Source organism: Escherichia sp. S10b, from assembly GCF_028421345.1.
In the GTDB taxonomy this organism is placed as follows: Bacteria; Pseudomonadota; Gammaproteobacteria; order Enterobacterales; family Enterobacteriaceae; genus ECMA0423.
Map to the genome: position 1 here is coordinate 13,936 of NZ_JAHZSO010000035.1, position 26,855 is coordinate 40,790.

29 protein-coding genes are annotated in these 26,855 nt (G+C 49.6%); 16 read left to right on the top strand and 13 right to left on the bottom strand.

Features of this window, described 5'->3' with window-relative positions:
- Positions 1-23 precede the first annotated feature (23 nt).
- A complete protein-coding gene (locus FTE26_RS02690) occupies positions 24-275 on the top strand; it encodes an excisionase family protein (RefSeq protein ID WP_000005552.1) in 252 nt (83 codons plus the stop codon).
- 34 nt (positions 276-309) lie between these two features.
- Positions 310-1,590 carry a tyrosine-type recombinase/integrase gene (locus FTE26_RS02695; protein ID WP_000876973.1) on the top strand — a complete coding sequence of 427 codons (1,281 nt, stop codon included), beginning with the start codon at positions 310-312 and terminating at the stop codon, positions 1,588-1,590.
- 187 nt (positions 1,591-1,777) lie between these two features.
- Here FTE26_RS02695 and FTE26_RS02700 read toward each other — a convergent pair whose 3' ends face one another.
- From FTE26_RS02700 to FTE26_RS02710, 3 genes are all read right to left on the bottom strand, one after another.
- Positions 1,778-2,797, bottom strand: a complete 1,020-nt coding sequence (locus FTE26_RS02700) for a Zn-dependent oxidoreductase (protein ID WP_000836082.1) — start codon at positions 2,795-2,797, stop codon at positions 1,778-1,780.
- An 11-nt stretch (positions 2,798-2,808) separates the two neighbouring features.
- On the bottom strand, positions 2,809-4,023 hold the full coding sequence (rspA, locus tag FTE26_RS02705) for a starvation-sensing protein RspA (RefSeq protein WP_001296944.1): 1,215 nt from the start codon (positions 4,021-4,023) through the stop codon (positions 2,809-2,811).
- Between the two features lie 205 nt (positions 4,024-4,228).
- The gene (locus FTE26_RS02710) at positions 4,229-4,555 is read right to left on the bottom strand and encodes a YnfA family protein (RefSeq protein ID WP_000598292.1); all 327 of its coding nucleotides are present in this window, start codon (positions 4,553-4,555) and stop codon (positions 4,229-4,231) included.
- Positions 4,556-4,689: 134 nt separating this feature from the next.
- Here FTE26_RS02710 and FTE26_RS02715 point away from each other — a divergent pair, with 134 nt between their 5' ends.
- Together FTE26_RS02715 and speG are read left to right on the top strand one after the other, a co-directional pair.
- Entirely contained in the window at positions 4,690-5,031 is a 342-nt protein-coding gene (locus tag FTE26_RS02715) for a DUF1283 family protein (protein WP_000705211.1), read from the top strand.
- A 34-nt stretch (positions 5,032-5,065) separates the two neighbouring features.
- The gene (gene speG / locus FTE26_RS02720; protein ID WP_001138581.1) at positions 5,066-5,626 is read left to right on the top strand and encodes a spermidine N1-acetyltransferase; all 561 of its coding nucleotides are present in this window, start codon (positions 5,066-5,068) and stop codon (positions 5,624-5,626) included.
- A 2-nt stretch (positions 5,627-5,628) separates the two neighbouring features.
- Here speG and FTE26_RS02725 read toward each other — a convergent pair whose 3' ends face one another.
- Positions 5,629-6,339 (bottom strand): YnfC family lipoprotein, encoded by a 711-nt coding sequence (locus FTE26_RS02725; RefSeq protein WP_001321287.1) that lies wholly within the window; start codon positions 6,337-6,339, stop codon positions 5,629-5,631.
- 107 nt (positions 6,340-6,446) lie between these two features.
- On the opposite strand from FTE26_RS02725, the gene FTE26_RS02730 reads away from it, so the two are divergent.
- The 7 genes from FTE26_RS02730 to clcB all read left to right on the top strand — a co-directional run bounded on the left by FTE26_RS02730 (position 6,447) and on the right by clcB (position 15,453).
- The gene (locus tag FTE26_RS02730) at positions 6,447-6,752 is read left to right on the top strand and encodes a DUF1161 domain-containing protein (protein WP_085674489.1); all 306 of its coding nucleotides are present in this window, start codon (positions 6,447-6,449) and stop codon (positions 6,750-6,752) included.
- A gap of 198 nt (positions 6,753-6,950) precedes the next feature.
- A complete protein-coding gene (gene ynfE / locus FTE26_RS02735) occupies positions 6,951-9,377 on the top strand; it encodes a selenate/tellurate reductase subunit YnfE (protein WP_000041686.1) in 2,427 nt (808 codons plus the stop codon).
- Positions 9,378-9,437: 60 nt separating this feature from the next.
- Positions 9,438-11,861, top strand: coding sequence for a selenate/tellurate reductase subunit YnfF (gene ynfF / locus FTE26_RS02740; protein ID WP_001342196.1), 2,424 nt, complete (start codon positions 9,438-9,440; stop codon positions 11,859-11,861).
- Positions 11,862-11,871: 10 nt separating this feature from the next.
- Positions 11,872-12,489, top strand: coding sequence for a DMSO reductase like molybdoenzyme iron-sulfur subunit YnfG (ynfG, locus tag FTE26_RS02745; RefSeq protein ID WP_000213025.1), 618 nt, complete (start codon positions 11,872-11,874; stop codon positions 12,487-12,489).
- Between the two features lies 1 nt (position 12,490).
- Positions 12,491-13,345, top strand: coding sequence for a selenate reductase membrane anchor subunit YnfH (gene ynfH / locus FTE26_RS02750; protein ID WP_000526493.1), 855 nt, complete (start codon positions 12,491-12,493; stop codon positions 13,343-13,345).
- Between the two features lie 42 nt (positions 13,346-13,387).
- Positions 13,388-14,002 carry a Tat proofreading chaperone DmsD gene (dmsD, locus tag FTE26_RS02755; RefSeq protein WP_000148713.1) on the top strand — a complete coding sequence of 205 codons (615 nt, stop codon included), beginning with the start codon at positions 13,388-13,390 and terminating at the stop codon, positions 14,000-14,002.
- Positions 14,003-14,160: 158 nt separating this feature from the next.
- Positions 14,161-15,453 (top strand): voltage-gated ClC-type chloride channel ClcB, encoded by a 1,293-nt coding sequence (gene clcB / locus FTE26_RS02760; RefSeq protein WP_001315626.1) that lies wholly within the window; start codon positions 14,161-14,163, stop codon positions 15,451-15,453.
- On the opposite strand, the gene bioD is transcribed toward clcB, so the two are convergent.
- The 3 genes from bioD to FTE26_RS02775 all read right to left on the bottom strand — a co-directional run bounded on the left by bioD (position 15,406) and on the right by FTE26_RS02775 (position 18,474).
- Positions 15,406-16,101: a dethiobiotin synthase gene (gene bioD / locus FTE26_RS02765; protein ID WP_000919231.1), complete on the bottom strand. Its 696-nt coding sequence runs from the start codon at positions 16,099-16,101 to the stop codon at positions 15,406-15,408. The two genes, clcB and bioD, sit on opposite strands and share 48 nt — an antisense overlap.
- Positions 16,102-16,225: 124 nt before the next feature.
- A complete protein-coding gene (gene mlc, locus FTE26_RS02770) occupies positions 16,226-17,446 on the bottom strand; it encodes a sugar metabolism global transcriptional regulator Mlc (RefSeq protein ID WP_000225276.1) in 1,221 nt (406 codons plus the stop codon).
- A 134-nt stretch (positions 17,447-17,580) separates the two neighbouring features.
- A complete protein-coding gene (locus FTE26_RS02775; RefSeq protein ID WP_001019530.1) occupies positions 17,581-18,474 on the bottom strand; it encodes a LysR family transcriptional regulator in 894 nt (297 codons plus the stop codon).
- Positions 18,475-18,580: 106 nt separating this feature from the next.
- Between FTE26_RS02775 and FTE26_RS02780 the strand changes: the two genes are divergently transcribed.
- The gene (locus FTE26_RS02780) at positions 18,581-19,834 is read left to right on the top strand and encodes an MFS transporter (RefSeq protein WP_000091819.1); all 1,254 of its coding nucleotides are present in this window, start codon (positions 18,581-18,583) and stop codon (positions 19,832-19,834) included.
- A gap of 48 nt (positions 19,835-19,882) precedes the next feature.
- On the opposite strand, the gene FTE26_RS20140 is transcribed toward FTE26_RS02780, so the two are convergent.
- Positions 19,883-20,002, bottom strand: a complete 120-nt coding sequence (locus FTE26_RS20140; protein WP_001299090.1) for a KPN_01571 family protein — start codon at positions 20,000-20,002, stop codon at positions 19,883-19,885.
- A gap of 255 nt (positions 20,003-20,257) precedes the next feature.
- Here FTE26_RS20140 and asr point away from each other — a divergent pair, with 255 nt between their 5' ends.
- From asr to FTE26_RS02795, 3 genes are all read left to right on the top strand, one after another.
- Positions 20,258-20,566, top strand: a complete 309-nt coding sequence (gene asr / locus FTE26_RS02785) for an acid resistance repetitive basic protein Asr (protein ID WP_001406654.1) — start codon at positions 20,258-20,260, stop codon at positions 20,564-20,566.
- A gap of 92 nt (positions 20,567-20,658) precedes the next feature.
- Positions 20,659-20,742 carry a hypothetical protein gene (locus FTE26_RS02790; protein ID WP_000233090.1) on the top strand — a complete coding sequence of 28 codons (84 nt, stop codon included), beginning with the start codon at positions 20,659-20,661 and terminating at the stop codon, positions 20,740-20,742.
- Positions 20,743-20,841: 99 nt separating this feature from the next.
- The gene (locus tag FTE26_RS02795; protein WP_001260840.1) at positions 20,842-21,663 is read left to right on the top strand and encodes a trypsin-like serine peptidase; all 822 of its coding nucleotides are present in this window, start codon (positions 20,842-20,844) and stop codon (positions 21,661-21,663) included.
- A 38-nt stretch (positions 21,664-21,701) separates the two neighbouring features.
- Here FTE26_RS02795 and mdtI read toward each other — a convergent pair whose 3' ends face one another.
- From mdtI to FTE26_RS20145, 3 genes are all read right to left on the bottom strand, one after another.
- Complete coding sequence (gene mdtI / locus FTE26_RS02800) at positions 21,702-22,031, bottom strand: multidrug/spermidine efflux SMR transporter subunit MdtI (RefSeq protein ID WP_000046661.1); 330 nt, start codon at positions 22,029-22,031, stop codon at positions 21,702-21,704.
- Positions 22,018-22,383 (bottom strand): multidrug/spermidine efflux SMR transporter subunit MdtJ, encoded by a 366-nt coding sequence (gene mdtJ / locus FTE26_RS02805; RefSeq protein WP_000276149.1) that lies wholly within the window; start codon positions 22,381-22,383, stop codon positions 22,018-22,020. The genes mdtI and mdtJ overlap by 14 nt, the downstream gene beginning before the upstream one ends.
- Before the next feature lie 106 nt (positions 22,384-22,489).
- On the bottom strand, positions 22,490-22,660 hold the full coding sequence (locus FTE26_RS20145; RefSeq protein WP_001303517.1) for a protein YdgV: 171 nt from the start codon (positions 22,658-22,660) through the stop codon (positions 22,490-22,492).
- A 134-nt stretch (positions 22,661-22,794) separates the two neighbouring features.
- Here FTE26_RS20145 and tqsA point away from each other — a divergent pair, with 134 nt between their 5' ends.
- Positions 22,795-23,829, top strand: coding sequence for an AI-2 transporter TqsA (gene tqsA, locus FTE26_RS02810; RefSeq protein ID WP_001118241.1), 1,035 nt, complete (start codon positions 22,795-22,797; stop codon positions 23,827-23,829).
- 24 nt (positions 23,830-23,853) lie between these two features.
- Here tqsA and pntB read toward each other — a convergent pair whose 3' ends face one another.
- The gene (gene pntB / locus FTE26_RS02815; protein WP_000014036.1) at positions 23,854-25,242 is read right to left on the bottom strand and encodes a Re/Si-specific NAD(P)(+) transhydrogenase subunit beta; all 1,389 of its coding nucleotides are present in this window, start codon (positions 25,240-25,242) and stop codon (positions 23,854-23,856) included.
- A 10-nt stretch (positions 25,243-25,252) separates the two neighbouring features.
- Complete coding sequence (gene pntA / locus FTE26_RS02820) at positions 25,253-26,785, bottom strand: Re/Si-specific NAD(P)(+) transhydrogenase subunit alpha (protein WP_001295398.1); 1,533 nt, start codon at positions 26,783-26,785, stop codon at positions 25,253-25,255.
- Positions 26,786-26,855 lie beyond the last annotated feature (70 nt).

A 26,855-nucleotide genomic window follows, 5' to 3' on the forward strand; every position in this document is an offset into this window, starting at 1 on the left:
TGATGTAAGAGATAAAGAAATCGATGAGCGAAGTAATCATGATTGTCTCTCCCGGCAAATGGGTATCCGAAGAGCAGTTAATTGCGCTGAAAGGAATAAAAAAAGGTACGTTAAAAAAGGCCCGGGAAAAATCGTTTATGGAAGGAAGGGAATATAAGCATGTCGCTCATGACGGTATGCCATGGGATAACAGTCCATGCTTTTACAACCTAGAAGAAATTGATCGCTGGATTGAGCGCCAGGCATCAGCGAGACCAAGACGTCATCTTACTTGACTAAAAGCCACACTAACTAATGAGAGAAGTTGAAATGAAATATCCGACAGGCGTGGAAAACCATGGAGGGAAATTACGTATCTGGTTTGTTTATAAAGGCGTAAGAGTCAGGGAAAATCTGGGGGTTCCTGACACAGCAAAAAACAGGCGCGTTGCAGGTGAACTACGCGCCTCTGTTTGTTACGCAATAAAAACTGGTGTTTTCGACTATGCAAAACAGTTTCCCTCCTCACGCAATCTGGAAAAATTTGGTGAGGCCCGACAAGATTTAACCATAAAAGAACTGGCTGAAAAATTTCTGGCACTGAAAGAAACTGAAGTCGCCAAAACATCACTCAACACATACCGTGCCGTCATCAAAAATATCCTGAGCATAATCGGTGAAAAAAATCTTGCCTCATCGATTAATAAAGAAAAATTACTGGAGGTTCGTAAAGAGCTACTGACTGGATACCAGATCCCCAAAAGTAACTATATTGTTACACAACCAGGGAGATCGGCTGTAACTGTAAATAATTACATGACAAATCTTAACGCCGTGTTCCAGTTTGGTGTTGATAACGGTTACCTGGCAGATAATCCGTTTAAGGGGATCTCGCCATTAAAGGAATCAAGAAGCATTCCGGATCCTCTTTCGCGGGAGGAATTTATCCGTCTTATCGATGCGTGCAGAAATCAGCAAGCAAAAAATTTATGGTGTGTTTCTGTTTATACTGGCGTTCGCCCTGGTGAGCTGTGTGCACTTGGATGGGAGGACATAGATCTGAAAAATGGAACAATGATGATCAGGAGAAATTTAGCAAAAGACCGTTTCACGGTACCAAAAACACAGGCAGGAACCAATCGGGTCATTCATCTTATTAAGCCAGCAATCGACGCTCTCCGGAGTCAGATGACATTAACGAGACTGAGCAAAGAGCATATCATTGATGTTCACCTCAGAGAGTATGGCAGAACAGAAAAACAAAAATGCACCTTTGTTTTTCAACCTGAAGTGTCAGCGAGAGTAAAAAATTATGGTGACCATTTTACCGTTGACTCAATAAGGCAGATGTGGGACGCAGCGATAAAACGTGCCGGACTCCGCCATCGAAAATCATATCAGTCGAGACATACTTATGCCTGCTGGTCGCTGACAGCTGGTGCTAACCCGGCATTTATAGCAAACCAGATGGGCCATGCAGATGCGCAAATGGTATTTCAGGTATACGGAAAATGGATGTCTGAAAACAATAATGCACAGGTAGCTTTGTTAAATACACAGTTAAGCGAGTTTGCCCCAACCATGCCCCATAACGAAGCAATGAAAAATTAATTTAATATTTATCAAATAGTTGACACGTATGACTCTTGAAATCCATAAATTCAAGCGCAGTGCCCAGCCATCCCGATACTGCTGCTTTCACCAAATCCTTAGTGCTTCTTTCGTGTTTTTCTATTGTCATAATGGTTATCTCTAAAAAAGAGGTAAGATGCGTACTACTTACTCGCCGTTATTGGTATTATTCAGAAAAAGTGAGTAAGACTTTGCAGCAATGTTTTTGATCCTGTTCAAATAAACTAATGGCATCAGCAACATGCTGGAAATCAAACGTATGGGTAATTAATTTTTCTGGTTTAATTAACCCTTTACTTAACCAGTCGATAACGACCGGGAATTTATTTGCATTTAAGCGTGAAGAGAAAATAGAGAGTTCTTTTCCGGTAATTCCTTGCTGAATCACTTCAGACGGTTCACTGGAGAAGCCCATCAATACAATACGTGCCGCTGGAGAAGCCAGCGTTACGGCCTCTTTCAGGATAGAAGGATGACAAGCCGCATCGATAATTAATGTCGGCTTGATGCCTTTTTCAGTGAAAATCTCGCCAAGCGGTGTCTGGCTGTTATTAATCGCCCAGTCTGCCCCGCTCTCTTTCGCTTTTTCCAGTCGTTCATCAATGCGATCGGCAACAATCACATTTTTAACGTTATAGACGCCTTTTAATACCTGAACGATCGTCAGGCCGATTGGACCGGCACCATAAACCAGAACGGTATCATTTTCAGTCGGTTGACCATGACCGGTAACGTTAGCCGCAATGGTAAAAGGTTCGATCATTACCGCATATTGATCGGCCACTGCTTCAGGAATTTTCCACGCATTTTTTGCCGGAACCACGGCATATTCACTGAAACCACCGTCAGCGTGCACACCTAATACAGCAAGTGTCGTACAAACGTTCGGCTTACCTATAGAGCACGGATAGCAATGCCCACAGCTGACCACCGGATCGACAGCAACGCGTTCACCGACTCTGGCGCTTTCCACACCTTCACCCACCGCATCAATGACGCCAAAGAATTCATGACCAATGACGCGCGGATATTTCGCAAAAGGATTATGCCCACGGTAAATATGGCTATCTGAACCACAAATTCCGGCAAGTTTCACTTTTACTCGTACTTCACCCGCTGACGGGGTGGGTATTTCACGTTCGATAATCGACAGTTGATTCGGTTTTTCAATTAAAATGCTTTTCATTACCTTACTCCTTACCAGTTCCACAGCGTGCCATCTTCCAGACGTGCGACTGGCAGATAAGCAGGTTCATAGGGATATTTCGCCGCCAGCTTTTCATCGAATTCGATGCCAAGACCCGGTTTGTCTCCCGGATGCATATAGCCGTTATCGAAAGTCCAGTTGTGCGGGAAGACTTCGAGCATTTGTTCGGAATAACCCATGTACTCCTGGACACCGAAATTGGGGACCCACAGATCAAAGTGCAGCGCCGCAGCCATGCAGACTGGTGACAAATCGGAAGGACCGTGTGAGCCAGTACGTACCTGATACAGCGAAGCAAAATCGGCAATCCGGCGCATACCGGTAATTCCGCCTGCATGGGTCAGCGTGGTGCGGATATAATCGATGAGTTGCTCTTCAATCAGTTGTTTGCAGTCCCAGATGCTGTTGAAGACTTCACCCACTGCGATGGGTGTGACGGTATGTTGGCGAATGAGACGGAAGCATTCCTGGTTTTCTGCAGGCGTCGGGTCTTCCATCCAGAACATGCGATAATCTTCAATGCTTTTACCAAAGCGCGCCGCTTCAATAGGCGTTAAGCGATGGTGCATGTCATGCAGCAAATGTTCATTAAAACCAAACTTGTTACGTACCGCGTCAAGCAATTTCGGCATGAAATCGAGGTATTTCTCCGTCGACCACAGCTGCTCTTCCGGCCACTGTCCTTTGGTTGCGGGTTCATAAGCCAGACCTTTACCTTTCGACATGCCGTAGGTGGTTTTCATACCAGGGATTCCGCACTGCACGCGGATGGCTTTGAATCCCAGCTCCTGATGACGGGCATAATCATCCAGAGCTTCATCAATACTGTGACCGGTGGTATGGCAATAAACCATCACCCCTTCACGAGACGCGCCGCCGAGTAACTGGTAAAGCGGCATGTTGGCAGCTTTGGCTTTAATATCCCACAGCGCCATATCAACCGCTGAAATGGCCGACATCGTAACCGGACCGCGACGCCAGTAAGCACCTTTATAGAAAAACTGCCAGATATCTTCGATACGGTGCGCATCGCGACCAATAAGCTGCGGACAAAGGTGATCCTGCAAATAAGAGGCCACGGAAAGCTCACGTCCATTGAGGGTGGCATCCCCAAGGCCCGTAATACCGTCCTCAGTGGTGATTTTTAATGTGACGAAATTACGCCCCGGACAGGTAACAAAAACTTCAGCCTTTACGATCTTCATGTTCGATTCCTTGCATCGCTTGTCGTGATGCATGAAATCTACGCAACTGAGCTACTACCATACAAGTATAAAGATCGAAAAAAGCCGGAGTGATCACAAAAAAAGGCGTATATTTGCGCTGTGAATGGTTGACAAAAGATGAAATAGAATACCTTTTGTCAGCTGACACTTCCTCTTATCTTATTGATAAAATGGATTTATGTTCCTACGTGCGCCCCCAGCCCGCAACAATGATCAACATGCCGCAAAGCGCAATCAACGCACCCGTCCAGTCATAAAGAGTCAGTTTCACGCCATCCACAACGCGCAGCCACATCAACGCCGTGCAGACATAAACGCCACCATAAGCCGCGTAAACACGCCCACTCGCCGCTGGATGCAACGTTAACAACCAGACAAACAGCGCCAGTGAAATCCCCGCCGGAAGCAACAGCCAGATACTGGCGTTTCGTTTTAACCACAACCAGGGCAGAAAGCATCCAATAATTTCACACAGCGCAGTAGCAAAAAATAGTAACGTTGTTTTAATCATCTTTGTCTCTTATTGACATCATGTATAGTTATAGGGCGACATAATATCATCAATATAAACACCCTCCTGGTACGTTTTGCGTCCGCAGTGGATGGTGTAGAATCACCTTTAATCATTCATACAGGGAATGAATTATGAAAATCACTCTCAGCAAACGAATCGGCCTGCTCGCTATTCTGCTGCCTTGCGCACTGGCATTGAGCACAACTGTTCATGCCGAAACTAACAAACTGGTGATTGAGTCTGGCGACAGTGCACAAAGCCGCCAGCACGCCGCTATGGAAAAAGAGCAATGGAATGACACGCGCAATCTGCGCCAGAAAGTGAATAAACGCACTGAAAAAGAGTGGGATAAAGCCGACGCCGCTTTTGATAACCGCGATAAATGTGAGCAAAGCGCCAACATCAATGCCTACTGGGAGCCCAATACTTTGCGCTGCCTGGACCGTCGAACTGGCCGCGTTATTACCCCCTAACCTGTTATTGATTTAAGGAATGTAAGGACACGTTATGCCAAGCGCCCACAGTGTTAAGCTACGCCCGCTGGAGCGTGAAGATTTACGCTATGTACATCAACTCGACAACAACGCCAGTGTGATGCGTTACTGGTTTGAGGAACCCTACGAAGCCTTTGTTGAACTCTCTGATCTGTATGATAAGCATATTCACGATCAGAGCGAACGGCGCTTTGTGGTGGAATGTGACGGCGAAAAAGCCGGTCTGGTGGAGCTGGTGGAAATTAACCATGTTCATCGCCGCGCAGAATTTCAGATAATTATCTCCCCGGAGTATCAGGGGAAAGGTCTGGCAACCCGTGCCGCCAAATTAGCAATGGACTATGGCTTTACCGTTCTCAATCTCTATAAGCTGTATCTGATCGTTGATAAAGAGAATGAAAAAGCGATTCACATTTACCGCAAGCTTGGCTTTTCGGTTGAAGGTGAATTGATGCACGAGTTCTTTATTAATGGTCAATATCGTAATGCCATTCGCATGTGTATATTCCAGCATCAGTATCTGGCAGAGCACAAAACACCGGGTCAGACTCTCCTGAAGCCGACCGCACAATAGCATTAATAATAATCGATCGTATTTTTGATGGTGTAAACCCGTTCGACGGCGGGTTTTACTCCTTCATCAACAATGATTAGCTGACAGTCCACCGGATTAGCGTGACTGTCATATTCACAGCTCTGTTTTACATTACCAACCCGTTGATTATTCAGTAAAGTAACCGCTGTGTAATCTAATTTTTTGATCGGATCCGTTGATGGCGTGGCGCTGACAGATAATGTTTTGTCGTTACTTTTCGTGGTTTTACCCAGCGGATAACCCTGATCATCATAGCGATATTCCATCTGCATTTGTTTGCTGCTGGCTTTAATCACGAAGCCATTATCATCGGTTTCCCAACTCACCCCGGCAGAAGGTAATTCTGCTAGCTGGCATTTTCCCTGTAAACGTACTCTCTTCTCCAGCGTCTCGGCATCACGGTAATAATTGGCGTCCAGTACCAGAGCGACCACGGTATTATTTTCCAGATCCAGTAATTCGAGTGAATCAAAACAGCCTTCTTCCGACAAAGTCCCAGAAACACGTTTCGTCACTTCACCTTGCTCATCCATTAATGTCTGAGTGAAATCTTTTACCGGACCACGCAGCGGATCAAAATCGAATTCATTAGAGAAACTGGCCATCTCAGGGGTAAATGAAAGTGTTACCTCTGTGCGGTCACATCCTGTGAGGAATATCGCGAGTAAGCATGGTAGTAATTTGTATTTCACAACAGTCACCAGAGAGTAGAGATGATTCTCAATCATAGTAGCAAATACAGTACTTTACACGTTAAATGCTATGCTTAAAGAAGTTATCTTCGCGTAAGGAGCTTATGATGAAACTCTCAGCCTGCTGTGCCGCGCTTCTGCTCGCCCTCGCCTCACCCGCGGTACTCGCCGCGCCGGGATCCTGTGAGCGCATACAGAGCGATATATCACAGCGCATTATCAATAATGGCGTACCCGAAAGCAGCTTCACGTTAAGTATTGTACCCAATGACCAGGTTGATCAGCCTGATTCCCAGGTCGTCGGGCATTGTGCTAATGATACGCATAAAATTCTCTACACCCGCACCACCAGCGGTAACGTCTCTGCTCCCGCGCAGTCTACCCAGGATGGCGCGCCTGCCGAACCGCAGTAATACATTATCGACTGAACGCCGGATACGACACATCCGGCGATTTGAACATACAACATAATCCCACCTTATTACTCATACCCTTCTATTGATATGGATTAATAATTCTTAACCCAAAATGGGTAGACTCCCTCTATTGTTAGCGCGCTAAATATTCAATATATAAACTTTTATATAACGATAAAGAACAGGGAGTGAGTTATGTCCAAAAATGAACGAATGGTGGGCATCAGCCGCAGAACACTCGTTAAATCTACCGCGATAGGTTCTCTGGCGCTGGCTGCAGGCGGTTTTTCTTTGCCGTTTACCCTGCGCAGTGCAGCAGCAGCGGTACAACAGGCCCGCGAAAAAGTGGTCTGGGGTGCCTGTTCCGTCAACTGTGGTAGCCGCTGTGCACTTCGTCTACATGTTAAAGATAATGAAGTGACCTGGGTGGAAACTGACAATACCGGCAGCGATGAGTACGGCAACCATCAGGTACGCGCCTGTTTGCGCGGTCGCTCCATCCGCCGGCGTATTAATCATCCCGATCGCTTGAATTACCCAATGAAACGCGTGGGTAAACGCGGTGAAGGCAAATTCGAACGGATTAGCTGGGATGAAGCCCTGGATACTATCGCCAGTAGCCTGAAAAAAACCGTCGAACAATATGGCAATGAGGCTGTATATATTCAGTACTCTTCGGGGATCGTTGGCGGCAATATGACCCGCTCTTCGCCATCAGCCTCGGCGGTCAAACGCCTGATGAACTGCTACGGCGGTTCACTCAATCAGTATGGCTCCTACAGCACCGCGCAAATTTCCTGTGCCATGCCCTACACCTACGGCAGTAATGATGGCAACAGCACCACGGATATTGAAAACAGCAAGCTGGTCGTGATGTTTGGTAACAACCCGGCAGAAACCCGCATGAGCGGCGGTGGCATCACTTATCTTCTTGAAAAAGCGCGCGAGAAATCGAACGCCAAAATGATTGTTATCGATCCGCGATATACCGATACGGCTGCTGGTCGTGAAGATGAATGGCTCCCTATTCGCCCGGGCACCGATGCCGCGCTGGTTGCGGGTATTGCCTGGGTATTGATTAACGAAAATCTCGTTGATCAACCTTTTCTCGATAAATACTGCGTCGGCTATGACGAAAAAACCTTACCCGCAGATGCACCCAAAAATGGTCACTATAAAGCCTATATTCTTGGTGAAGGTGATGATAACACAGCGAAAACGCCGCAGTGGGCTTCGCAAATTACCGGTATCCCGGTAGACCGTATCATCAAACTGGCGCGTGAAATTGGCACAGCAAAACCCGCTTATATCTGCCAGGGCTGGGGGCCGCAACGCCAGGCAAACGGCGAACTGACTGCACGCGCTATTGCTATGTTACCTATTTTGACGGGCAATGTCGGCATCAGCGGCGGAAATAGTGGCGCGCGTGAATCGACCTATACCATTACCATAGAACGCCTGCCGGTGCTGGATAATCCGGTCAAAACGTCAATCTCCTGCTTCAGCTGGACAGATGCTATCGATCATGGTCCGCAAATGACGGCAATCCGCGACGGCGTCCGCGGCAAAGATAAACTGGATGTGCCCATTAAGTTCATCTGGAACTACGCGGGAAATACCCTCGTTAATCAGCATTCTGACATCAACAAAACGCATGAAATTCTGCAAGACGAATCGAAATGCGAAATGATTGTGGTCATCGAAAACTTTATGACCTCATCGGCAAAATATGCCGACATTCTGCTGCCAGACCTGATGACCGTTGAGCAGGAAGATATTATTCCTAACGACTACGCCGGTAACATGGGATATCTCATTTTCCTCCAGCCAGTCACCAGCGAAAAATTCGAACGTAAACCGATTTACTGGATCCTGAGTGAAGTCGCGAAACGTCTTGGACCTGACGTCTATCAAAAGTTCACTGAAGGTCGCACGCAGGAACAATGGTTACAACATCTGTACGCCAAAATGCTTGCCAAAGATCCGGCGTTACCGTCTTACGACGAACTGAAAAAAATGGGTATCTATAAGCGTAAAGATCCCAATGGTCATTTTGTCGCCTACAAAGCATTTCGTGACGACCCCGAGGCAAATCCACTTAAAACACCTTCCGGTAAGATTGAAATTTATTCCAGCAAGCTGGCGGAAATTGCCCGTACCTGGGAACTGGAAAAAGATGAAGTGATAAGCCCACTGCCAGTTTATGCCTCTACCTTTGAAGGCTGGGACTCCCCTGAACGTAGAACCTTCCCACTGCAACTGTTTGGTTTCCATTACAAATCCCGTACTCACTCGACCTACGGCAACATTGATGTCCTGAAAGCAGCCTGCCGTCAGGAGGTGTGGATCAACCCTATAGATGCGCAGAAACGTGGGATTGCCAACGGCGATATGGTGCGGGTGTTTAACCATCGTGGCGAAGTTCGGCTACCAGCCAAAGTGACACCACGTATTCTCCCTGGAGTTAGCGCTATGGGCCAGGGAGCCTGGCACGAGGCCAATATGTCTGGCGATAAAATCGACCATGGCGGCTGTGTGAATACGCTAACCACTCTGCGCCCTTCACCACTGGCGAAGGGAAACCCGCAGCACACTAATCTGGTCGAGATCGAAAAAATATAACCCACTACAACCATAAATTCTGGCATGACATTTTGTTTGAAAAGCAATAAGTGAGTAATGATGAAAATCCATACCACAGAGGCGCTCATGAAGGCTGAAATCAGCCGTAGAAGTCTGATGAAAACCTCCGCACTTGGCAGTCTCGCGCTGGCAAGCAGTGCTTTCACTCTGCCATTTTCCCAAATGGTCCGGGCGGCAGAGGCTCCGGTAGAAGAGAAAGCGGTCTGGAGTTCCTGCACCGTTAACTGCGGGAGCCGCTGTCTGTTACGTTTGCATGTGAAAGATGACACCGTGTACTGGGTGGAGTCTGATACGACAGGTGACGACGTCTACGGTAATCATCAGGTTCGAGCGTGTTTACGCGGGCGCTCTATCCGCCGACGGATGAATCATCCTGATAGGTTGAAATATCCCATGAAGCGCGTCGGCAAGCGCGGTGAAGGTAAATTTGAACGGATAAGTTGGGACGAAGCCCTGGATACCATCAGTGATAATCTTCGGCGGATCCTGAAAGATTACGGCAATGAGGCTGTACATGTCCTGTACGGAACAGGCGTAGATGGCGGAAACATCACCAACTCAAACGTCCCGTACCGTCTGATGAACTCTTGCGGTGGTTTTCTCAGTCGCTATGGCAGCTACAGTACCGCACAGATCAGTGCCGCAATGAGTTATATGTTCGGTGCCAATGATGGCAACAGCCCGGATGATATCGCCAATACGAAACTGGTCGTTATGTTCGGAAATAACCCGGCAGAAACGCGGATGAGCGGCGGTGGTGTCACTTACTACGTCGAGCAAGCCCGCGAACGTTCAAACGCACGCATGATCGTCATCGATCCACGTTATAACGACACTGCTGCCGGGCGTGAAGATGAATGGCTGCCCATTCGCCCTGGCACCGATGGCGCACTGGCCTGTGCGATTGCCTGGGTACTGATTACTGAAAACATGGTCGATCAGCCATTTCTCGACAAATATTGTGTTGGTTACGATGAAAAAACGCTGCCCGCCAACGCACCACGTAACGCGCATTATAAAGCCTATATTCTGGGCGAAGGGCCTGACGGCATAGCTAAAACGCCGGAATGGGCAGCAAAAATCACCAGCATCCCGGCAGAAAAAATTATCCAGTTGGCGCGAGAGATCGGTTCAGCAAAACCTGCTTATATTTGTCAGGGTTGGGGGCCACAACGACATTCCAACGGTGAGCAAACGTCCCGCGCTATTGCCATGCTTTCCGTTCTCACCGGTAACGTCGGCATAAACGGCGGCAACTCAGGTGTACGCGAAGGTAGCTGGGATCTGGGGGTAGAATGGTTCCCGATGCTTGAGAATCCTGTTAAAACGCAGATTTCCGTCTTTACATGGACAGATGCCATCGACCATGGTACGGAAATGACCGCGACCCGTGATGGTGTTCGTGGAAAAGAAAAACTGGATGTCCCCATCAAGTTTTTATGGTGCTACGCCAGTAACACATTGATCAATCAACATGGCGACATCAATCACACCCATGAGGTGCTTCAGGATGACAGCAAGTGCGAGATGATTGTTGGCATTGACCACTTCATGACGGCCTCGGCTAAGTATTGCGATATCCTGTTGCCCGACCTGATGCCAACAGAGCAAGAAGACCTTATCTCTCATGAATCTGCAGGGAATATGGGCTATGTGATCCTCGCCCAACCCGCAACCTCAGCAAAATTTGAACGCAAACCCATCTACTGGATGCTGAGTGAAGTCGCCAAACGCTTAGGACCAGACGTTTATCAAACCTTTACTGAAGGTCGCAGTCAGCATGAATGGGTCAAATATCTCCATGCGAAAACGAAGGAACGTAACCCTGAGATGCCCGACTACGAGGAGATGAAAACGACCGGGATCTTTAAGAAAAAATGCCCGGAAGAACACTACGTCGCTTTCCGCGCATTCCGTGAAGATCCACAGGCAAACCCGTTGAAAACACCTTCGGGGAAAATCGAAATTTATTCTGAACGACTGGCGAAGATTGCAGATACCTGGGAATTGAAAAAAGATGAAATTATTCATCCCCTTCCTGCGTATACCCCAGGTTTTGATGGCTGGGACGATCCCCTGCGGAAAACCTATCCACTGCAGTTAACGGGCTTCCATTACAAAGCGCGTACCCACTCCAGCTACGGCAATATTGATGTGTTACAGCAGGCCTGCCCACAAGAGGTGTGGATCAACCCCATTGATGCTCAGGCACGCGGTATCCGTCATGGCGATACCGTGCGGGTATTTAACAATAATGGAGAAATGCTGATTGCCGCAAAAGTGACTCCGCGTATTCTGCCTGGCGTTACCGCCATCGGGCAAGGTGCGTGGCTTAAAGCGGATATGTTTGGTGACCGGGTCGATCACGGCGGCAGTATCAATATTCTGACCTCTCACCGCCCTTCACCGCTGGCAAAGGGAAACCCGTCGCACAGCAATCTTGTCCAGATCGAAAAGGTTTAAGGAGTAGCCCATGACCACACAATATGGATTTTTTATCGATTCCAGCCGCTGTACTGGCTGTAAAACCTGCGAACTGGCGTGCAAAGATTTTAAAGATCTTGGCCCGGAAGTCAGTTTCCGCCGTATTTATGAATACGCTGGCGGCGACTGGCAGGAAGATAATGGCGTCTGGCACCAGAACGTGTTCGCTTATTATCTCTCCATCTCCTGTAACCATTGCGATGACCCCGCATGTACAAAAGTCTGCCCCAGCGGCGCAATGCATAAGCGTGAAGATGGCTTTGTGGTGGTTGATGAAGATGTTTGTATCGGCTGCCGCTACTGCCACATGGCTTGTCCGTACGGCGCGCCACAGTACAATGCTGAAAAAGGGCACATGACGAAGTGCGATGGTTGTTATTTGCGCGTCGCCGAGGGGAAACAACCCATATGTGTCGAATCGTGCCCGCTGCGTGCACTTGAGTTCGGTCCAATTGAAGAGCTGCGCCAGAAGCACGGCACTCTGGCTGCCGTCGCGCCACTGCCGCGCGCGCATTTCACAAAACCCAATATCGTTATCAAACCTAACGCCAACAGCCGCCCGACCGGCGATACCACTGGTTATCTGGCTAATCCGGAGGAAGTGTAAAATGGGAAATGGATGGCATGAGTGGCCACTGGTTATCTTTACCGTATTGGGTCAATGCGTAGTAGGCGCGCTGATTGTTAGCGGAATTGGCTGGTTCGCCGCCAAAAATGACGCAGACCGTCAGCGTATTGTCCGTGGCATGTTTTTCCTCTGGCTGTTGATGGGCATCGGGTTTATTGCCTCTGTCATGCACCTGGGATCGCCACTGCGGGCGTTTAACTCGCTGAATCGAATCGGAGCTTCTGGTCTGAGTAACGAGATTGCTGCCGGTTCCATATTTTTTGCCGTTGGCGGACTATGGTGGCTGGTGGCGGTCATCGGTAAAATGCCGCAAGCGTTGGGGAAACTCTGGTTACTTGTCAGCATGGCGCTCGGCGTCATTTTCGTCTGGATGATGACCTGCGTGTATCAAATCGACACTGTGCCAACCTGGCATAACGGTTACACTACGCTGGCTTTCTTCCTGACGGTATTGTTGAGCGGTCCAATACTTGCTGCCGCAATTCTGCGGGCAGCCCGCGTTACATTTAATACCACACCATTTGCCATCATTAGCGTTCTGGCGCTGATCGCTTGTGCCGGGGTGATTGTGCTGCAAGGTTTGTCTCTGGCGTCTATTCACTCATCCGTGCAACAAGCCAGCGCACTGGTACCAGATTACGCCTCCTTACAGGTCTGGCGTGTGGTATTGTTATGCGCAGGTCTAGGATGCTGGGTTTGTCCGCTCATTCGTCGCCGTGAACCTCACGTTGCCGGACTTATTCTGGGGTTAATCCTCATTCTTGGCTGTGAGATGATCGGGCGTGTGCTCTTTTATGGCCTGCACATGACGGTAGGAATGGCTATTGCAGGTTAACAAATTGGTGCGGGGCAACCCGCACATTTCAGGATGTTAGGAATGACCCATTTTTCACAGCAAGATAATTTTTCTGTCGCGGCGCGCGTGTTGGGCGCGCTGTTTTATTACGCTCCAGAGAGTGCGGAAGCCGCACCTCTGGTTGCGGTACTCACCAGTGACGGCTGGGAAACTCAGTGGCCTCTACCAGAAGCGTCATTAGCGCCGCTGGTGACGGCTTTTCAGACACAGTGTGAAGAGACTCACGCCCAGGCCTGGCAGCGTTTGTTTGTCGGCCCGTGGGCACTGCCGTCTCCGCCGTGGGGGTCGGTCTGGCTGGATCGCGAATCTGTGCTGTTTGGCGATTCAACATTGGCACTTCGTCAGTGGATGCGCGAGAAAGGCATTCAGTTTGAAATGAAGCAAAACGAACCGGAAGATCATTTTGGTTCACTGCTGTTGATGGCTGCGTGGTTGGCGGAGAATGGTCGCCAGACAGAATGCGGAGAATTGCTGGCATGGCACCTTTTTCCGTGGTCAACACGTTTTCTTGATGTTTTTATCGAAAAAGCAGAACACCCTTTCTACCGTGCACTGGGTGAACTGGCTCGCTTAACGCTGGCGCAATGGCAATCACAACTGTTGATTCCTGTCGCGGTTAAACCGCTGTTTCGATAGGATCACCGTAATATTGCCGGATGGTGACGATTACGCGCAATCCGGCAATAATAGGTTACAGTGTCACGTTTTTTTATCTCTTAAAGCACGCACTGCTTTTGCGGCTGGCCTCTTTTGTCGCAAAATAGTCGCCCGTGTTTCATTGCCCATTTCTGCTCATGCATCATCTACACATCTATCCGGATCTGCGCACTATGTTCCGCCGTCTGCTTATCGCAACAGTCGTCGGTATTCTCGCGGCCTTTGCCGTTGCCGGGTTTCGTCATGCGATGCTGCTACTGGAGTGGTTGTTCCTCAATAATGACTCCGGCAGTCTGGTCAATGCAGCGACAAACCTTTCCCCCTGGCGACGGTTGCTAACTCCGGCGCTCGGCGGACTGGCGGCGGGTTTGTTGCTGATGGGCTGGCAGAAATTTACCCAACAACGCCCTCATGCGCCGACCGATTACATGGAAGCGTTGCAAACCGATGGACAGTTCGATTACGCAGCAAGCCTGGTTAAATCGCTTGCCTCGCTGCTGGTAGTAACCAGCGGCAGTGCAATTGGTCGCGAAGGTGCGATGATTCTTTTAGCTGCCCTTGCCGCCTCCTGTTTTGCCCAACGTTTTACGCCACGCCAGGAGTGGAAATTATGGATCGCCTGTGGGGCCGCGGCGGGAATGGCTGCGGCCTATCGTGCCCCGCTTGCTGGCAGTTTATTTATAGCCGAAGTGCTGTTTGGCACTATGATGTTGGCCTCTCTCGGCCCGGTGATTATTTCCGCCGTCGTGGCATTGCTGGTTAGCAATCTGATTAATCATAGCGACGCGTTACTCTACAACGTACAACTCTCAGTGACGGTTCAGGCTCGTGACTATGCGCTGATTATCAGTACAGGTGTGCTGGCAGGTCTGTGCGGACCACTGTTGTTAACGTTAATGAACGCCTGTCATCGTGGATTTGTGAGTCTCAAACTTGCGCCGCCCTGGCAACTGGCACTAGGCGGGTTGATCGTGGGTCTGCTTTCCCTGTTCACACCTGCAGTGTGGGGCAACGGCTATAGCACCGTACAATCCTTTTTAACCGCCCCACCACTGTTAATGATCATTGCCGGGATCTTCCTTTGTAAACTGTGTGCCGTGCTGGCGAGTAGCGGTTCCGGCGCACCCGGTGGGGTCTTTACACCGACGCTATTTATCGGTCTTGCCATTGGCATGTTGTATGGTCGTAGCCTGGGATTATGGTTCCCTGATGGCGAAGAAATTACACTTTTACTCGGATTGACCGGGATGGCGACACTGTTGGCGGCGACCACGCACGCGCCGATTATGTCGACGTTGATGATATGTGAAATGACCGGGGAGTATCAGCTACTCCCCGGTTTATTGATTGCCTGCGTAATTGCGTCGGTAATTTCGCGGACGTTACACCGTGACTCTATCTACCGCCAGCACACTGCGCAGCATAGCTAAGCGGATGTATTGCCCCAGTTCACGCTGTTCGGCGCGCGGCAGATAAGGCAGTTCACCAATGAGCGGTGCCGGAAGTTTTTTACCCAGCACATCAATGATTTCCGCATAATGCGCCAGTCCTGGGTTGATTCGGTTAGCCACCCAGCCAATGAGCGGCAGCCCGTCGTTGGCGATCGCCTGAGCTGTTAGCAGTGCATGGTTAATGCAACCTTCCTGAATACCGACAACCATCAACACCGGCAGTTGTTCCTGCACTACCCATTCAGAGAGTGGACGCAAATCATTCATCAGACTGCGCCAGCCGCCAGTCCCTTCTACCACGACATGATCGACTTTTTCGGTCAGGTTTGCCAGGCCGTTTGAAATGAGGGTGTAATTGATTGGGCAACTGTGCGCCACGCTACTTTCTTCTTCGCTTAACGCGATAGGATTAACTGCTTCATAAGGCAGTTCGATGGTTGAAACACTCTGCAACACCAGGGCATCTTTATTACGCAGCCCTTCGGGTGTCTCTTTGCTCCCCTTCGCTACGGGTTTATATCCCGCAACCGTTTTTCCCTGGGAGGCTAACGCTTGTAGCAATGCGCGGGAAACCACCGTTTTCCCTACAGAAGTGTCTGTACCGGTAATAAAGAAACGCTTCAGCATCACTAACTCCACCGTTATGCTTCACAAATATAAACCAGGAAAATAATTAACCTTGAAAGTCTAAGTTATGCTTTCCTGGCCCAAATTGAGATAGCGCAAATTTTGGTAGAACAGTTAAAAAATGTTAACCCTGCAACAGACGAATCAACAAAGAACCGTTATACATCGCGTCTTTTACCAGTGCAGCCCCTGCCATCGTGCCCTGGTTAGAAAACTGAGTACTCTCAACGCTGATGTGCTGACTATACGCAGGAAGGGCCTGCTGACGGATGCTGTCTGAGATGACCGGGAAGAGGATATCTGCCGCTTTACTTAACGGTGAGCCAATCAGTATTTTTTGTGGGTTAAATAAATTCACCATGATGGCAAGAATGCGCCCTACATGCGCGCCCACCCCGGTAATGATGTCTTTTGCCAGCAGATCGCCGCGCAATGCCGCCTGACACAATGAGTCCACGGTTAACGGTTGTCCATGTAACATCGAGCTCATGGATTGATTAAGACGCAGCTGTGCCAGCTCAAGAATACTGTCCACACTGGCGATGGTTTCGAGGCAGCCGTGATTCCCGCAATAACAGCGTTTCCCATACGGGTCGACCTGTGTGTGGCCTATTTCCACGAGACTACTGCTGCCTGCGTGTAGCAGATGACCATCGGTAATGACGCCCGCCCCCACGTTGTGATCGATAACCACCTGAATCACATCGCGCGCCCCGCGTGAGGCACCAAACAAGGCCTCTGCCATCGTCCATGCGCTGATATCATGCTGAATATAAACCGGTACGCCGGTATGCTGCTCCAGCGCCTCGCCGAGCGGCATCTCTTTTACATCCTCGTAGAACGGCATGCGATGTACAATACCATTTTCCGTATCAATAATTCCCGGCAAGGTTATGGCAATCGAAGTTAGACGCTCAAGTTTTTTCTGGTGGCGAATAAAAAACTGATCGATATGGGAAATGATACGATCCAGCAATGGCGAGTCATCTTTTAACGCCAGTTCCTGCGACTCTTCCACCACCAGTTTGCTGCTCAGATCGCGCAGAGCAAGGAAAATCTCCCCGCGACTAATGCGCAGAGAAAGATAGTGCCAGGCTTCAGTTTCAACCACCAGCCCCACCGCCGGACGGCCACGGTTCCCCGCTTCTTTGATTTCCAGCTCTTGCACCAGGTGTGCTTCGAGCATCTCACGGACAATTTTAGTGATACTGGCAGGAGCCAGCTGCGCCAGACGGGAAAGATCGATACGCGAGACTGGACCAAGCTGATCAATTAGGCGATAAACCGCGCCCGCGTTGGTCTGCTTTATTTGATCAATGTGCCCAGGCTGGTTTTCAGCAACCACCGCATACTCCCTATATTTTCGCGCTCCGAAATAATCTGTAGGCTATGGTGAAGCACTTCAATACGTGTCGTCAAATTTTTACTTAGGCATGTGATTAACAGCACATTTTTCGGGCTTTTTCGCTGAAATTTCCCTCACCTGAGAGCATTCAGCAGATGAATACGAAAGTTTCGCGCAGCTGGACTTTGTTCATGATGTTTCGGCCAGACCAACCACATTTCAGAAACCGCATCCTCTTCAGCAATCGGCACCCAGCGCATTTCGTTGAGCTGAACACGTTTAAATGAAGCAGGCAAAATTGAAACACCCAGACCGGCGGAAACCAGACCGATGATGGTCATTGCCTCGCCCACCTCCTGAGTGATGACGGGCGTCAAATGGTAACGTCGCATCAGCCCGAGAATATCGTCATACAGCCCTGTCCCGACGTGCGGATCAAAAAAGACGAAGGGTTCTTTCGCCAGTTCAGCCAGCGTTACATTCGGGTTATTTGCCAAGGGATGATCGTGCGGGATCATCGCCATAAGCGGTTCATGGACGATGACTGCGTGTTCAAGCGTCTCCGGTAACGCTGTGTTACGCAGCAATCCCATATCCAGCGTTCCTTCAATGAGCGGAGCGATTTGCTCACGAGTGTTCATTTCGCGGGTTTGTAAATGGACATCGGGATAATCACGGCGAAACAGCGATAACGTATCGGACACCGCCCGAATAAAAGGAGCGGACGAAGTAAAACCAATGCGCAACTCCCCCGCTTCCCCCTGATGCAGTCTTTCGGCGCGAGCGGCAGCGTCATCTACCATAGACAGGATTTGCCGACTATCTGCAAGAAACTGTTTTCCTGCTGCCGTCAGCAATACACTGCGATTAGTTCGTGCCAGCAGTCGGGCACCAATTTGTTGCTCCAGTGCCTGAATCTGCTGACTTAGCGGTGGTTGCGAAATATTCAGGCGGGCAGCGGCGCGCCCGAAATGCAGCTCTTCCGCAACAGCAACAAAGTAACGCAGATGACGAAGTTCAATATTCATATTTAAAACATCTTATTTGAGATTATTAATATATTAGACAGAACAATTCGATTTTCCTAACCTATGTATAAGCCTGATCCACAGGCATATTTAGCAAGGATTTCAAGTGAGCCGTACTACAACTGTTGATGGCGCTCCGGCAAGCGACACTGACAAGCAAAGCATTTCTCAGCCAAATCAATTTATTAAACGCGGTACGCCGCAATTTATGCGCGTCACCCTGGCGCTGTTCTCTGCCGGACTGGCAACATTTGCACTTCTCTATTGTGTGCAGCCTATCCTTCCGGTGCTTTCGCAGGAGTTTGGCTTAACGCCCGCGAACAGTAGTATTTCACTGTCCATTTCCACGGCGATGTTGGCTATTGGTTTGCTGTTTACTGGCCCCCTATCCGATGCCATTGGTCGCAAACCAGTGATGGCCACGGCGCTACTGTTGGCCTCCATTTGTACGTTACTTTCGACAATGATGACCAGCTGGCACGGCATTTTGATTATGCGCGCCTTGATTGGGCTTTCGTTAAGTGGCGTGGCAGCTGTTGGCATGACTTATCTTAGCGAGGAAATCCACCCCAGTTTCGTGGCCTTTTCGATGGGGTTGTATATCAGCGGCAACTCAATTGGCGGCATGAGCGGACGCTTAATTAGTGGTGTCTTCACGGACTTTTTCAACTGGCGAATTGCTCTGGCGGCAATCGGTTGTTTCGCGCTGGCCTCGGCGTTGATGTTCTGGAAAATCCTTCCGGAATCACGCCATTTTCGCCCGACTTCGCTGCGCCCTAAGACGTTATTTATCAACTTTCGTCTGCACTGGCGTGACCGGGGATTACCGTTATTGTTCGCAGAAGGCTTTTTGCTGATGGGGTCGTTCGTCACGCTGTTTAATTACATCGGCTATCGGTTGATGCTTTCCCCCTGGCATGTCAGTCAGGCCGTGGTTGGCTTATTATCGCTGGCTTATTTGACCGGTACATGGAGCTCACCTAAAGCCGGAACCATGACCACCCGCTACGGGCGCGGTCCGGTGATGTTGTTTTCGACGGGGGTTATGCTGTTTGGTTTACTGATGACCTTATTCAGCTCGCTGTGGCTGATCTTTGCCGGAATGTTACTCTTCTCAGCAGGATTCTTCGCAGCCCACTCAGTTGCCAGCAGCTGGATTGGCCCCCGCGCAAAACGCGCTAAAGGCCAGGCCTCCTCGCTGTATCTGTTCAGTTACTATCTGGGGTCGAGTATTGCCGGGACGCTGGGTGGTGTTTTCTGGCATAACTATGGCTGGAACGGCGTCGGCGCATTTATTGCTCTGATGCTGGTCATTGCTCTGCTGGTCGGGACGCGTTTGCATCGTCGTCTGCACGCCTGAAAAATAAGCCCGGACTGCGGTAACTACACGTCCGGACTTATTGCTTGCTCAAACCAACGTTAATAGCCATCCTAAAATAGACGAAGCGCCAGCCAATTCCCGCAGCGCGTCTAGCGTCATCAGGATTATAAGTACCCAAATAAACGGATTCATTTTGCTGTGTGTCATTTATTACTGATGCGCAGTTATTCTACCGCTTTGTAAGTAGTAAAATAGTTAACCCGATCAAGACTACTATTATTGGTAGCTAAATTTCCCTTAAGTCACAATACGTTATTATCAATGCTGTAATTTATTCAGCGTTTGTACATATCGTTACACGCTGAAACCAACCACTCACGGAAGTCTGCCATTCCCAGGGATATAGTTATTTCAACGGCCCCGCAGTGGGGTTAAATGAAAAAACAAATTGAGGGTATGACAATGAAAAAAGTATTAGGTCTGGTTGTTGCCGCTGCTATGGGTCTGTCTTCTGCCGCCTTTGCTGCAGAGACTGCGACCACACCTGCTCCGACTGCGACGACCACCAAAGCAGCGCCGGCGAAAACTACACATCATAAAAAACAGCATAAAGCAGCACCTGCCCAGAAAGCGCAGGCGGCTAAAAAGCATCATAAAAATACGAAAGCTGAACAGAAAGCCCCTGAACAAAAAGCGCAGGCAGCGAAGAAACACGCCGGGAAACACAGCCATCAGCAACCGGCAAAACCTGCTGCACAACCCGCAGCGTAAGTTTTCAACAGTAATGCTGGCGCGCCCCCTCGCGCCTGAAAATTACGGTGCTAAGCGGGTAACGTTTAGCACCGCCTTTAGCGGAGGGTAGTATGGTGGGCCGTTATCGCTTTGAGTTCATTCTTATCATCCTTATTTTATGCGCACTGATTGCCGCCCGTTTTTATCTTTCCTGACTGTAGTTATCTGATTTTACTCCCACTTTCATCCCGTCCCGTCTATAGTATTTATGAGGGTTTGCTTTTAATAATCATAATTACCCACCAGAGTGTGATATGCGTACAACCATTGCTGTAGTGTTGGGTGCAATTAGTTTGACGTCTGCTTTTGTGTTTGCAGATAAACCAGACGTTGCCAAATCGGCAAACGATGAGGTCAGCACCCTGTTTTTTGGTCATGATGATCGTGTGCCAGTGAATGACACGACCCAATCACCGTGGGATGCGGTTGGGCAACTGGAAACGGCCAGCGGCAATTTATGTACGGCGACGCTGATTGCACCCAATCTGGCATTAACGGCAGGACACTGTTTATTGACGCCGCCTAAGGGTAAAGCGGATAAGGCGGTAGCGCTGCGTTTTGTGTCAAATAAAGGTCTTTGGCGCTATGACATCCACGACATAGAAGGCCGCGTTGATCCGACACTGGGAAAGCGGTTAAAAGCAGATGGGGATGGTTGGATTGTTCCTCCCGCAGCTGCACCATGGGACTTCGGCTTGATTGTGCTGCGTAATCCCCCTTCTGGCATTACACCGTTGCCGTTATTTGAGGGAGATAAAGCCGCGCTTACTGCCGCATTAAAATCGGCTGGTCGTAAAGTGACTCAGGCGGGATATCCTGAAGATCATCTCGATACGTTATACAGTCATCAAAACTGTGAAGTGACTGGCTGGGCGCAAACGTCGGTGATGTCACATCAGTGCGATACCTTGCCGGGTGACAGCGGTTCGCCTCTGATGTTGCATACCGATGACGGCTGGCAATTAATTGGGGTGCAAAGTTCGGCTCCTGCCGCGAAAGATCGCTGGCGCGCCGATAACCGGGCCATTTCTGTTACCGGTTTTCGCGACAAGCTGGATCAACTGTCGCAAAAATAATGTTCAAACGCTGCCCGACAGTGCGGGCAGCGTGTTCATCAGGCAAGTTTCACCATGATCATTCCAGCCAACAGCAAGACCAGGCCAATCCAGCCTTTACGATTTAACCGTTGACCAAACAAGATCCAACCTGCGGCTAACGTGGCGGCAATACCAAACCCGCCCCACAATGCATAAGCGACAGACAAGTCGATCCCTTTTACGGCCTGAGAAAGCGCACTAAAGGCAGCCAGCACCGCCGCTAGGGAGAGCAAGCCAAATATTTTGCGACGAAAGCCGTCAGAAAATTTCAAAAAGACGTTAGCAACGATTTCCAGCACGATTGCCAATGCCAGCCAGGCAGCGTGAACCCATTCAAACTGCGCCATGGTTCACCTCCAGTTCAGGTTTACGCGCTTTACGGGTACCTGATTTGATCAACACAATCCCGGCGACCAGGGTGGTTAACCCGGCAATTTTCATCAGCGATAAACTTTCGTCGAATAACAAAACGCTAAACAAGGTAATAAATAAAATACCGATACCTTCCCACAGCGCATAAGCTACGCCTAAGGCGATCTTTTTAACGGCGAAAGAGAGAAATATATACGACAGAGAAATCATCACCAGCATTAAAATAAAGCCGCCATTTCCCTCACTGACGCTCGCCCATTTCATTGACAGCGTACCGGTAATTTCTGTAGCAATAGCCAGGCCTAATAAAATCCAATAAATATACATTGTCCTTCTCCTGCAAGAGAATTATTTTAATTTTCGCTTAATTCAGCGAAACCAAAGTAAAGTGGTCAAGCCCCGCGCATAGGGCAAGCTTAGGCAGAAGAAAGGACTAAAGCGCGTTGCGCCAGTGCTGCTCACCTACGAGCAAGATAGTGGATGAGGTACGAAGATGGGTAAATGTTGAAAATAACGTCCTGAACAAATTGTCCATAATATTACAATTATCCGCAGTGTTGCTTCTCGTCATCGCGGATGATAATTGTCCTCGGTAGTTGAACACGCCTGATTTGTATCATAGCTTAAGAATTAACTCAAAATATTTTCACTTCTTTACCTGAGCGGTTTGATTTTCGTTATGATGACGGAGCGAAAAAGACATTATTATTAGCAAAGGAAGAAAAAACGGGGACAAGCATGGCAAAGCCGATCATCACGCTCAATGGCCTAAAAATCGTCATTATGTTGGGAATGCTGGTCATTATTCTCTGCGGTATCCGTTTTGCCGCCGAGATCATCGTGCCGTTTATTCTCGCATTATTTATTGCTGTTATTCTTAACCCGCTGGTGCAACACATGGTCCGCTGGCGAGTGCCGCGTGTACTGGCGGTGTCGATTTTGATGACCATCATCGTGATGGCGATGGTGTTGCTATTAGCTTATCTGGGTTCCGCGCTCAACGAGTTGACGCGGACGTTACCGCAATATCGCAACTCTATTATGACGCCGCTGCAAGCTCTTGAGCCGTTGTTGCAACGCGTAGGGATTGACGTCTCAGTTGACCAGCTGGCGCATTACATTGATCCGAACGCGGCGATGACGTTGCTCACCAACTTATTGACGCAGTTATCTAATGCCATGTCATCAATATTTTTATTGCTGCTGACGGTGCTGTTTATGCTGCTCGAAGTGCCACAATTGCCCGGAAAATTTCAGCAAATGATGGCGCGTCCGGTTGAAGGGATGGCGGCGATTCAACGTGCAATTGACAGTGTTTCTCATTATCTGGTGCTGAAAACAGCCATCAGCATCATCACCGGCCTAGTCGCCTGGGCGATGCTCGCCGCACTCGATGTTCGCTTCGCTTTTGTCTGGGGATTGCTGGCCTTTGCGCTTAATTACATCCCTAATATTGGTTCAGTTCTCGCGGCAATCCCCCCTATCGCTCAGGTACTGGTGTTTAATGGCTTCTACGAAGCGTTGCTGGTGCTGGCGGGATATCTGCTGATTAATCTGGTCTTCGGCAATATTCTGGAACCGCGCATCATGGGACGTGGGCTGGGGCTTTCCACATTGGTGGTATTTTTGTCGTTGATTTTTTGGGGATGGTTGTTAGGACCGGTGGGTATGCTGCTTTCCGTGCCGTTAACAATTATTGTCAAAATTGCGCTTGAACAAACAGCGGGAGGTCAAAGCATCGCCGTTCTGTTAAGCGATCTCAATAAAGAGTGACGGCCTCCGCAGAGGCCGTCAGGGTTACAGAGCTTTCAGGATTGCATCCACGCTGGCTTTGGCGTCACCAAACAGCATGTGGGTGTTTTCCTTGAAGAACAGCGGGTTTTGCACACCAGCATAGCCAGTGTTCATCGAACGTTTAAAGACAATCACGTTCTGCGCTTTCCACACTTCCAGCACAGGCATACCAGCAATAGGACTCTTCGGATCATCCTGCGCCGCCGGGTTAACCGTATCGTTAGCACCAATCACCAGTACGGTATCGGTATCAGCAAAGTCATCGTTGATCTCGTCCATTTCCAGCACGATGTCATACGGTACTTTTGCTTCAGCCAGCAATACGTTCATATGTCCAGGCAAACGCCCCGCAACCGGGTGGATACCGAAACGCACGTTGATACCACGAGCGCGCAGTTTCTCGGTAATTTCAGCGACAGGATATTGCGCCTGCGCGACTGCCATGCCGTACCCCGGAGTAATGATCACTGAATGGGAGTTTTTCAGCAGTTCCGCTGTCTCTTCTGCGGTGATTTCGCGGTGCTCGCCCACTTCCTGATCATCGCCAGTAGAAGAGCCGTCGGTGCCGAAACCACCCGCAATAACGCTGATAAAGGAACGGTTCATCGCCTTACACATAATGTAAGAAAGGATAGCGCCCGAAGAACCGACCAGCGCACCGGTCACAATCAGCAGGTCGTTGCTGAGCATAAAGCCCGCAGCCGCAGCCGCCCAGCCGGAGTACGAGTTCAGCATCGACACCACCACTGGCATATCTGCACCACCGATGGAGGCGACTAAATGCCAGCCGAATACCAGCGCAATGGCGGTCATTATCAGCAATGCCAGCACTTGCAGGCCGACGCTATCCGTGCGAACAAATACAATCAGCAGCAGGAAGGAAACGACCAGAGCCGCCAGGTTCATTTTGTGACGGTTTGGCAGCATCAACGGTTTAGACGAAATCTTGCCACACAGTTTGCCGAACGCCACCACCGAACCCGTGAACGTTACCGCCCCGATGAAGATACCGAGGAACACTTCCGTCAGGTGAATATTGACCAGAATCGGTGCCATTCCCGCGTCATGATGCAGATAACTGTTAAAGCCAACCAGCACTGCCGCCAGACCCACGAAGCTATGCAGGATCGCCACCAGTTCTGGCATTTCGGTCATTTCAACTTTCTTCGCCAGACGGATACCAATTGCCCCACCAATGACCATCGCCAGCAAGATCCAGCCAACATTACCCGTATCCGGTCCAAAAATGGTTGCGATTAACGCAATCGCCATCCCGGCGATACCGAAGTTGTTACCCTGGCGAGACGTTTCATGTTTCGAAAGACCGGCCAGACTGAAGATAAACAGGATCGCGGCAACAATGTATGCAGCTGTAACTAATCCTCCAGACATATGTTACCCCTTAATTTTTGCGGAACATTTTCAGCATGCGCTGAGTCACGGTGAAGCCACCGAAAATATTAATGCTGGCTATAAGCACCGCGATAAAACTAAGGAAGCTAACCCAGCCGCCCTGGCCAATCTGCAACAGTGCTCCGACAACAATAATCCCTGAAATCGCGTTGGTGACCGACATCAACGGTGTATGCAGCGCATGCGATACATTCCACACCACGTAATAACCGACAACGCAGGCCAGCGCGAAAACGGTGAAGTGCCCAAGAAACTCTTTCGGCGCAACGCTTGCCAGCCAACCGAAAAGGATGATTGCCAGCGCCATCAATGCGTATTTACGCCACGGTGAGCAGGCACATTTTTCCTCAGTTTTCACTTCCGGTGCCGCTTTTTGTGCCGCCTGCGGCTGAGCTGATACCTGAATCGGCGGTGCCGGCCAGGTAATTTCGCCCGCACGGATCACGGTCACGCCGCGAATCACCACATCATCAAAATCAACAGTGATATTGCCGTCTTTCTCTTTGCACAACAGTTTCAGCAGATTAACGAGGTTAGTACCGTAAAGCTGTGAGGATTGCGTCGGCAGACGGCCCGGAAGATCGGTATAACCAATCACTTTGACACCATTTTCCGTAGTGAAGATTTCACCCGGCACGGTGTATTCACAGTTGCCACCGTTTTGGGCTGCCAGGTCGACAATCACACTGCCCGCCTTCATGGAGTCAACCATTTCACGGGTAATTAGCTTCGGCGCTGGTTTGCCTGGAATAAGCGCGGTGGTGACAATGATATCGACCTCTTTTGCCTGGGCGGCAAAGAGTTCCATTTCCGCTTTGATGAACGCGTCCGACATCACTTTGGCATAGCCATCGCCGCTGCCCGCTTCCTCTTTAAAATCCAGCTCGAGGAATTCCGCGCCCATACTTTGAACTTGTTCTTTCACTTCCGGGCGGGTGTCGAATGCACGCACAATCGCGCCGAGACTGTTTGCTGCGCCAATGGCGGCCAGACCTGCAACACCCGCACCAATCACCATCACTTTTGCCGGTGGCACTTTCCCGGCCGCAGTAATTTGCCCGGTAAAGAAGCGCCCAAATTCATGTGCCGCTTCAACAATGGCGCGATAACCGGCGATGTTCGCCATCGAGCTTAGTGCGTCCAGCGATTGTGCGCGTGAGATACGCGGCACAGAATCCATCGCCATCACGGTCACGTTACGTTCCGCAAGTTTTTGCATTAATTCCGGATTCTGCGCAGGCCAGATAAAACTCACCAGCGTTGTCCCAGGATTCAGTAACGCAATTTCATCATCTAACGGCGCATTGACCTTCAGAATGATCTCTGACTGCCAGACGCTATTCCCTTCTACAATTTCAGCGCCCGCTTGCACAAACGCTTTATCGTCAAAACTTGCCAGTTGACCCGCGCCGCTCTCTACCGCGACGGTAAAACCCAGTTTCAGCAGCTGTTCCACTGTTTTTGGCGTTGCTGCAACACGGGTTTCATTGGTTAACCGTTCTCTTGGTATGCCAATTCGCATGATATTCCCTTCCATCGGTTTTATTGATGATGGTTTGCCTGTGTCAGGAGCCACACAAGCCGCTCATGTA

What these genes read in the sequence shown, in the direction of transcription:
- FTE26_RS02690 (WP_000005552.1), top strand. Translation starts at nt 24, where the DNA reads ATGAGCGAAGTAATCATGATTGTCTCTCCCGGCAAATGGGTATCCGAA.
- FTE26_RS02695 (WP_000876973.1), top strand. Translation starts at nt 310, where the DNA reads ATGAAATATCCGACAGGCGTGGAAAACCATGGAGGGAAATTACGTATC.
- FTE26_RS02700 (WP_000836082.1), bottom strand. Translation starts at nt 2,797, where the DNA reads ATGAAAAGCATTTTAATTGAAAAACCGAATCAACTGTCGATTATCGAA.
- rspA (WP_001296944.1), bottom strand. Translation starts at nt 4,023, where the DNA reads ATGAAGATCGTAAAGGCTGAAGTTTTTGTTACCTGTCCGGGGCGTAAT.
- FTE26_RS02710 (WP_000598292.1), bottom strand. Translation starts at nt 4,555, where the DNA reads ATGATTAAAACAACGTTACTATTTTTTGCTACTGCGCTGTGTGAAATT.
- FTE26_RS02715 (WP_000705211.1), top strand. Translation starts at nt 4,690, where the DNA reads ATGAAAATCACTCTCAGCAAACGAATCGGCCTGCTCGCTATTCTGCTG.
- speG (WP_001138581.1), top strand. Translation starts at nt 5,066, where the DNA reads ATGCCAAGCGCCCACAGTGTTAAGCTACGCCCGCTGGAGCGTGAAGAT.
- FTE26_RS02730 (WP_085674489.1), top strand. Translation starts at nt 6,447, where the DNA reads ATGAAACTCTCAGCCTGCTGTGCCGCGCTTCTGCTCGCCCTCGCCTCA.
- ynfE (WP_000041686.1), top strand. Translation starts at nt 6,951, where the DNA reads ATGTCCAAAAATGAACGAATGGTGGGCATCAGCCGCAGAACACTCGTT.
- ynfF (WP_001342196.1), top strand. Translation starts at nt 9,438, where the DNA reads ATGAAAATCCATACCACAGAGGCGCTCATGAAGGCTGAAATCAGCCGT.
- ynfG (WP_000213025.1), top strand. Translation starts at nt 11,872, where the DNA reads ATGACCACACAATATGGATTTTTTATCGATTCCAGCCGCTGTACTGGC.
- ynfH (WP_000526493.1), top strand. Translation starts at nt 12,491, where the DNA reads ATGGGAAATGGATGGCATGAGTGGCCACTGGTTATCTTTACCGTATTG.
- dmsD (WP_000148713.1), top strand. Translation starts at nt 13,388, where the DNA reads ATGACCCATTTTTCACAGCAAGATAATTTTTCTGTCGCGGCGCGCGTG.
- clcB (WP_001315626.1), top strand. Translation starts at nt 14,161, where the DNA reads ATGCATCATCTACACATCTATCCGGATCTGCGCACTATGTTCCGCCGT.
- bioD (WP_000919231.1), bottom strand. Translation starts at nt 16,101, where the DNA reads ATGCTGAAGCGTTTCTTTATTACCGGTACAGACACTTCTGTAGGGAAA.
- FTE26_RS02775 (WP_001019530.1), bottom strand. Translation starts at nt 18,474, where the DNA reads ATGAATATTGAACTTCGTCATCTGCGTTACTTTGTTGCTGTTGCGGAA.
- FTE26_RS20140 (WP_001299090.1), bottom strand. Translation starts at nt 20,002, where the DNA reads ATGACACACAGCAAAATGAATCCGTTTATTTGGGTACTTATAATCCTG.
- asr (WP_001406654.1), top strand. Translation starts at nt 20,258, where the DNA reads ATGAAAAAAGTATTAGGTCTGGTTGTTGCCGCTGCTATGGGTCTGTCT.
- FTE26_RS02790 (WP_000233090.1), top strand. Translation starts at nt 20,659, where the DNA reads ATGGTGGGCCGTTATCGCTTTGAGTTCATTCTTATCATCCTTATTTTA.
- FTE26_RS02795 (WP_001260840.1), top strand. Translation starts at nt 20,842, where the DNA reads ATGCGTACAACCATTGCTGTAGTGTTGGGTGCAATTAGTTTGACGTCT.
- mdtI (WP_000046661.1), bottom strand. Translation starts at nt 22,031, where the DNA reads ATGGCGCAGTTTGAATGGGTTCACGCTGCCTGGCTGGCATTGGCAATC.
- mdtJ (WP_000276149.1), bottom strand. Translation starts at nt 22,383, where the DNA reads ATGTATATTTATTGGATTTTATTAGGCCTGGCTATTGCTACAGAAATT.
- tqsA (WP_001118241.1), top strand. Translation starts at nt 22,795, where the DNA reads ATGGCAAAGCCGATCATCACGCTCAATGGCCTAAAAATCGTCATTATG.
- pntB (WP_000014036.1), bottom strand. Translation starts at nt 25,242, where the DNA reads ATGTCTGGAGGATTAGTTACAGCTGCATACATTGTTGCCGCGATCCTG.
- pntA (WP_001295398.1), bottom strand. Translation starts at nt 26,785, where the DNA reads ATGCGAATTGGCATACCAAGAGAACGGTTAACCAATGAAACCCGTGTT.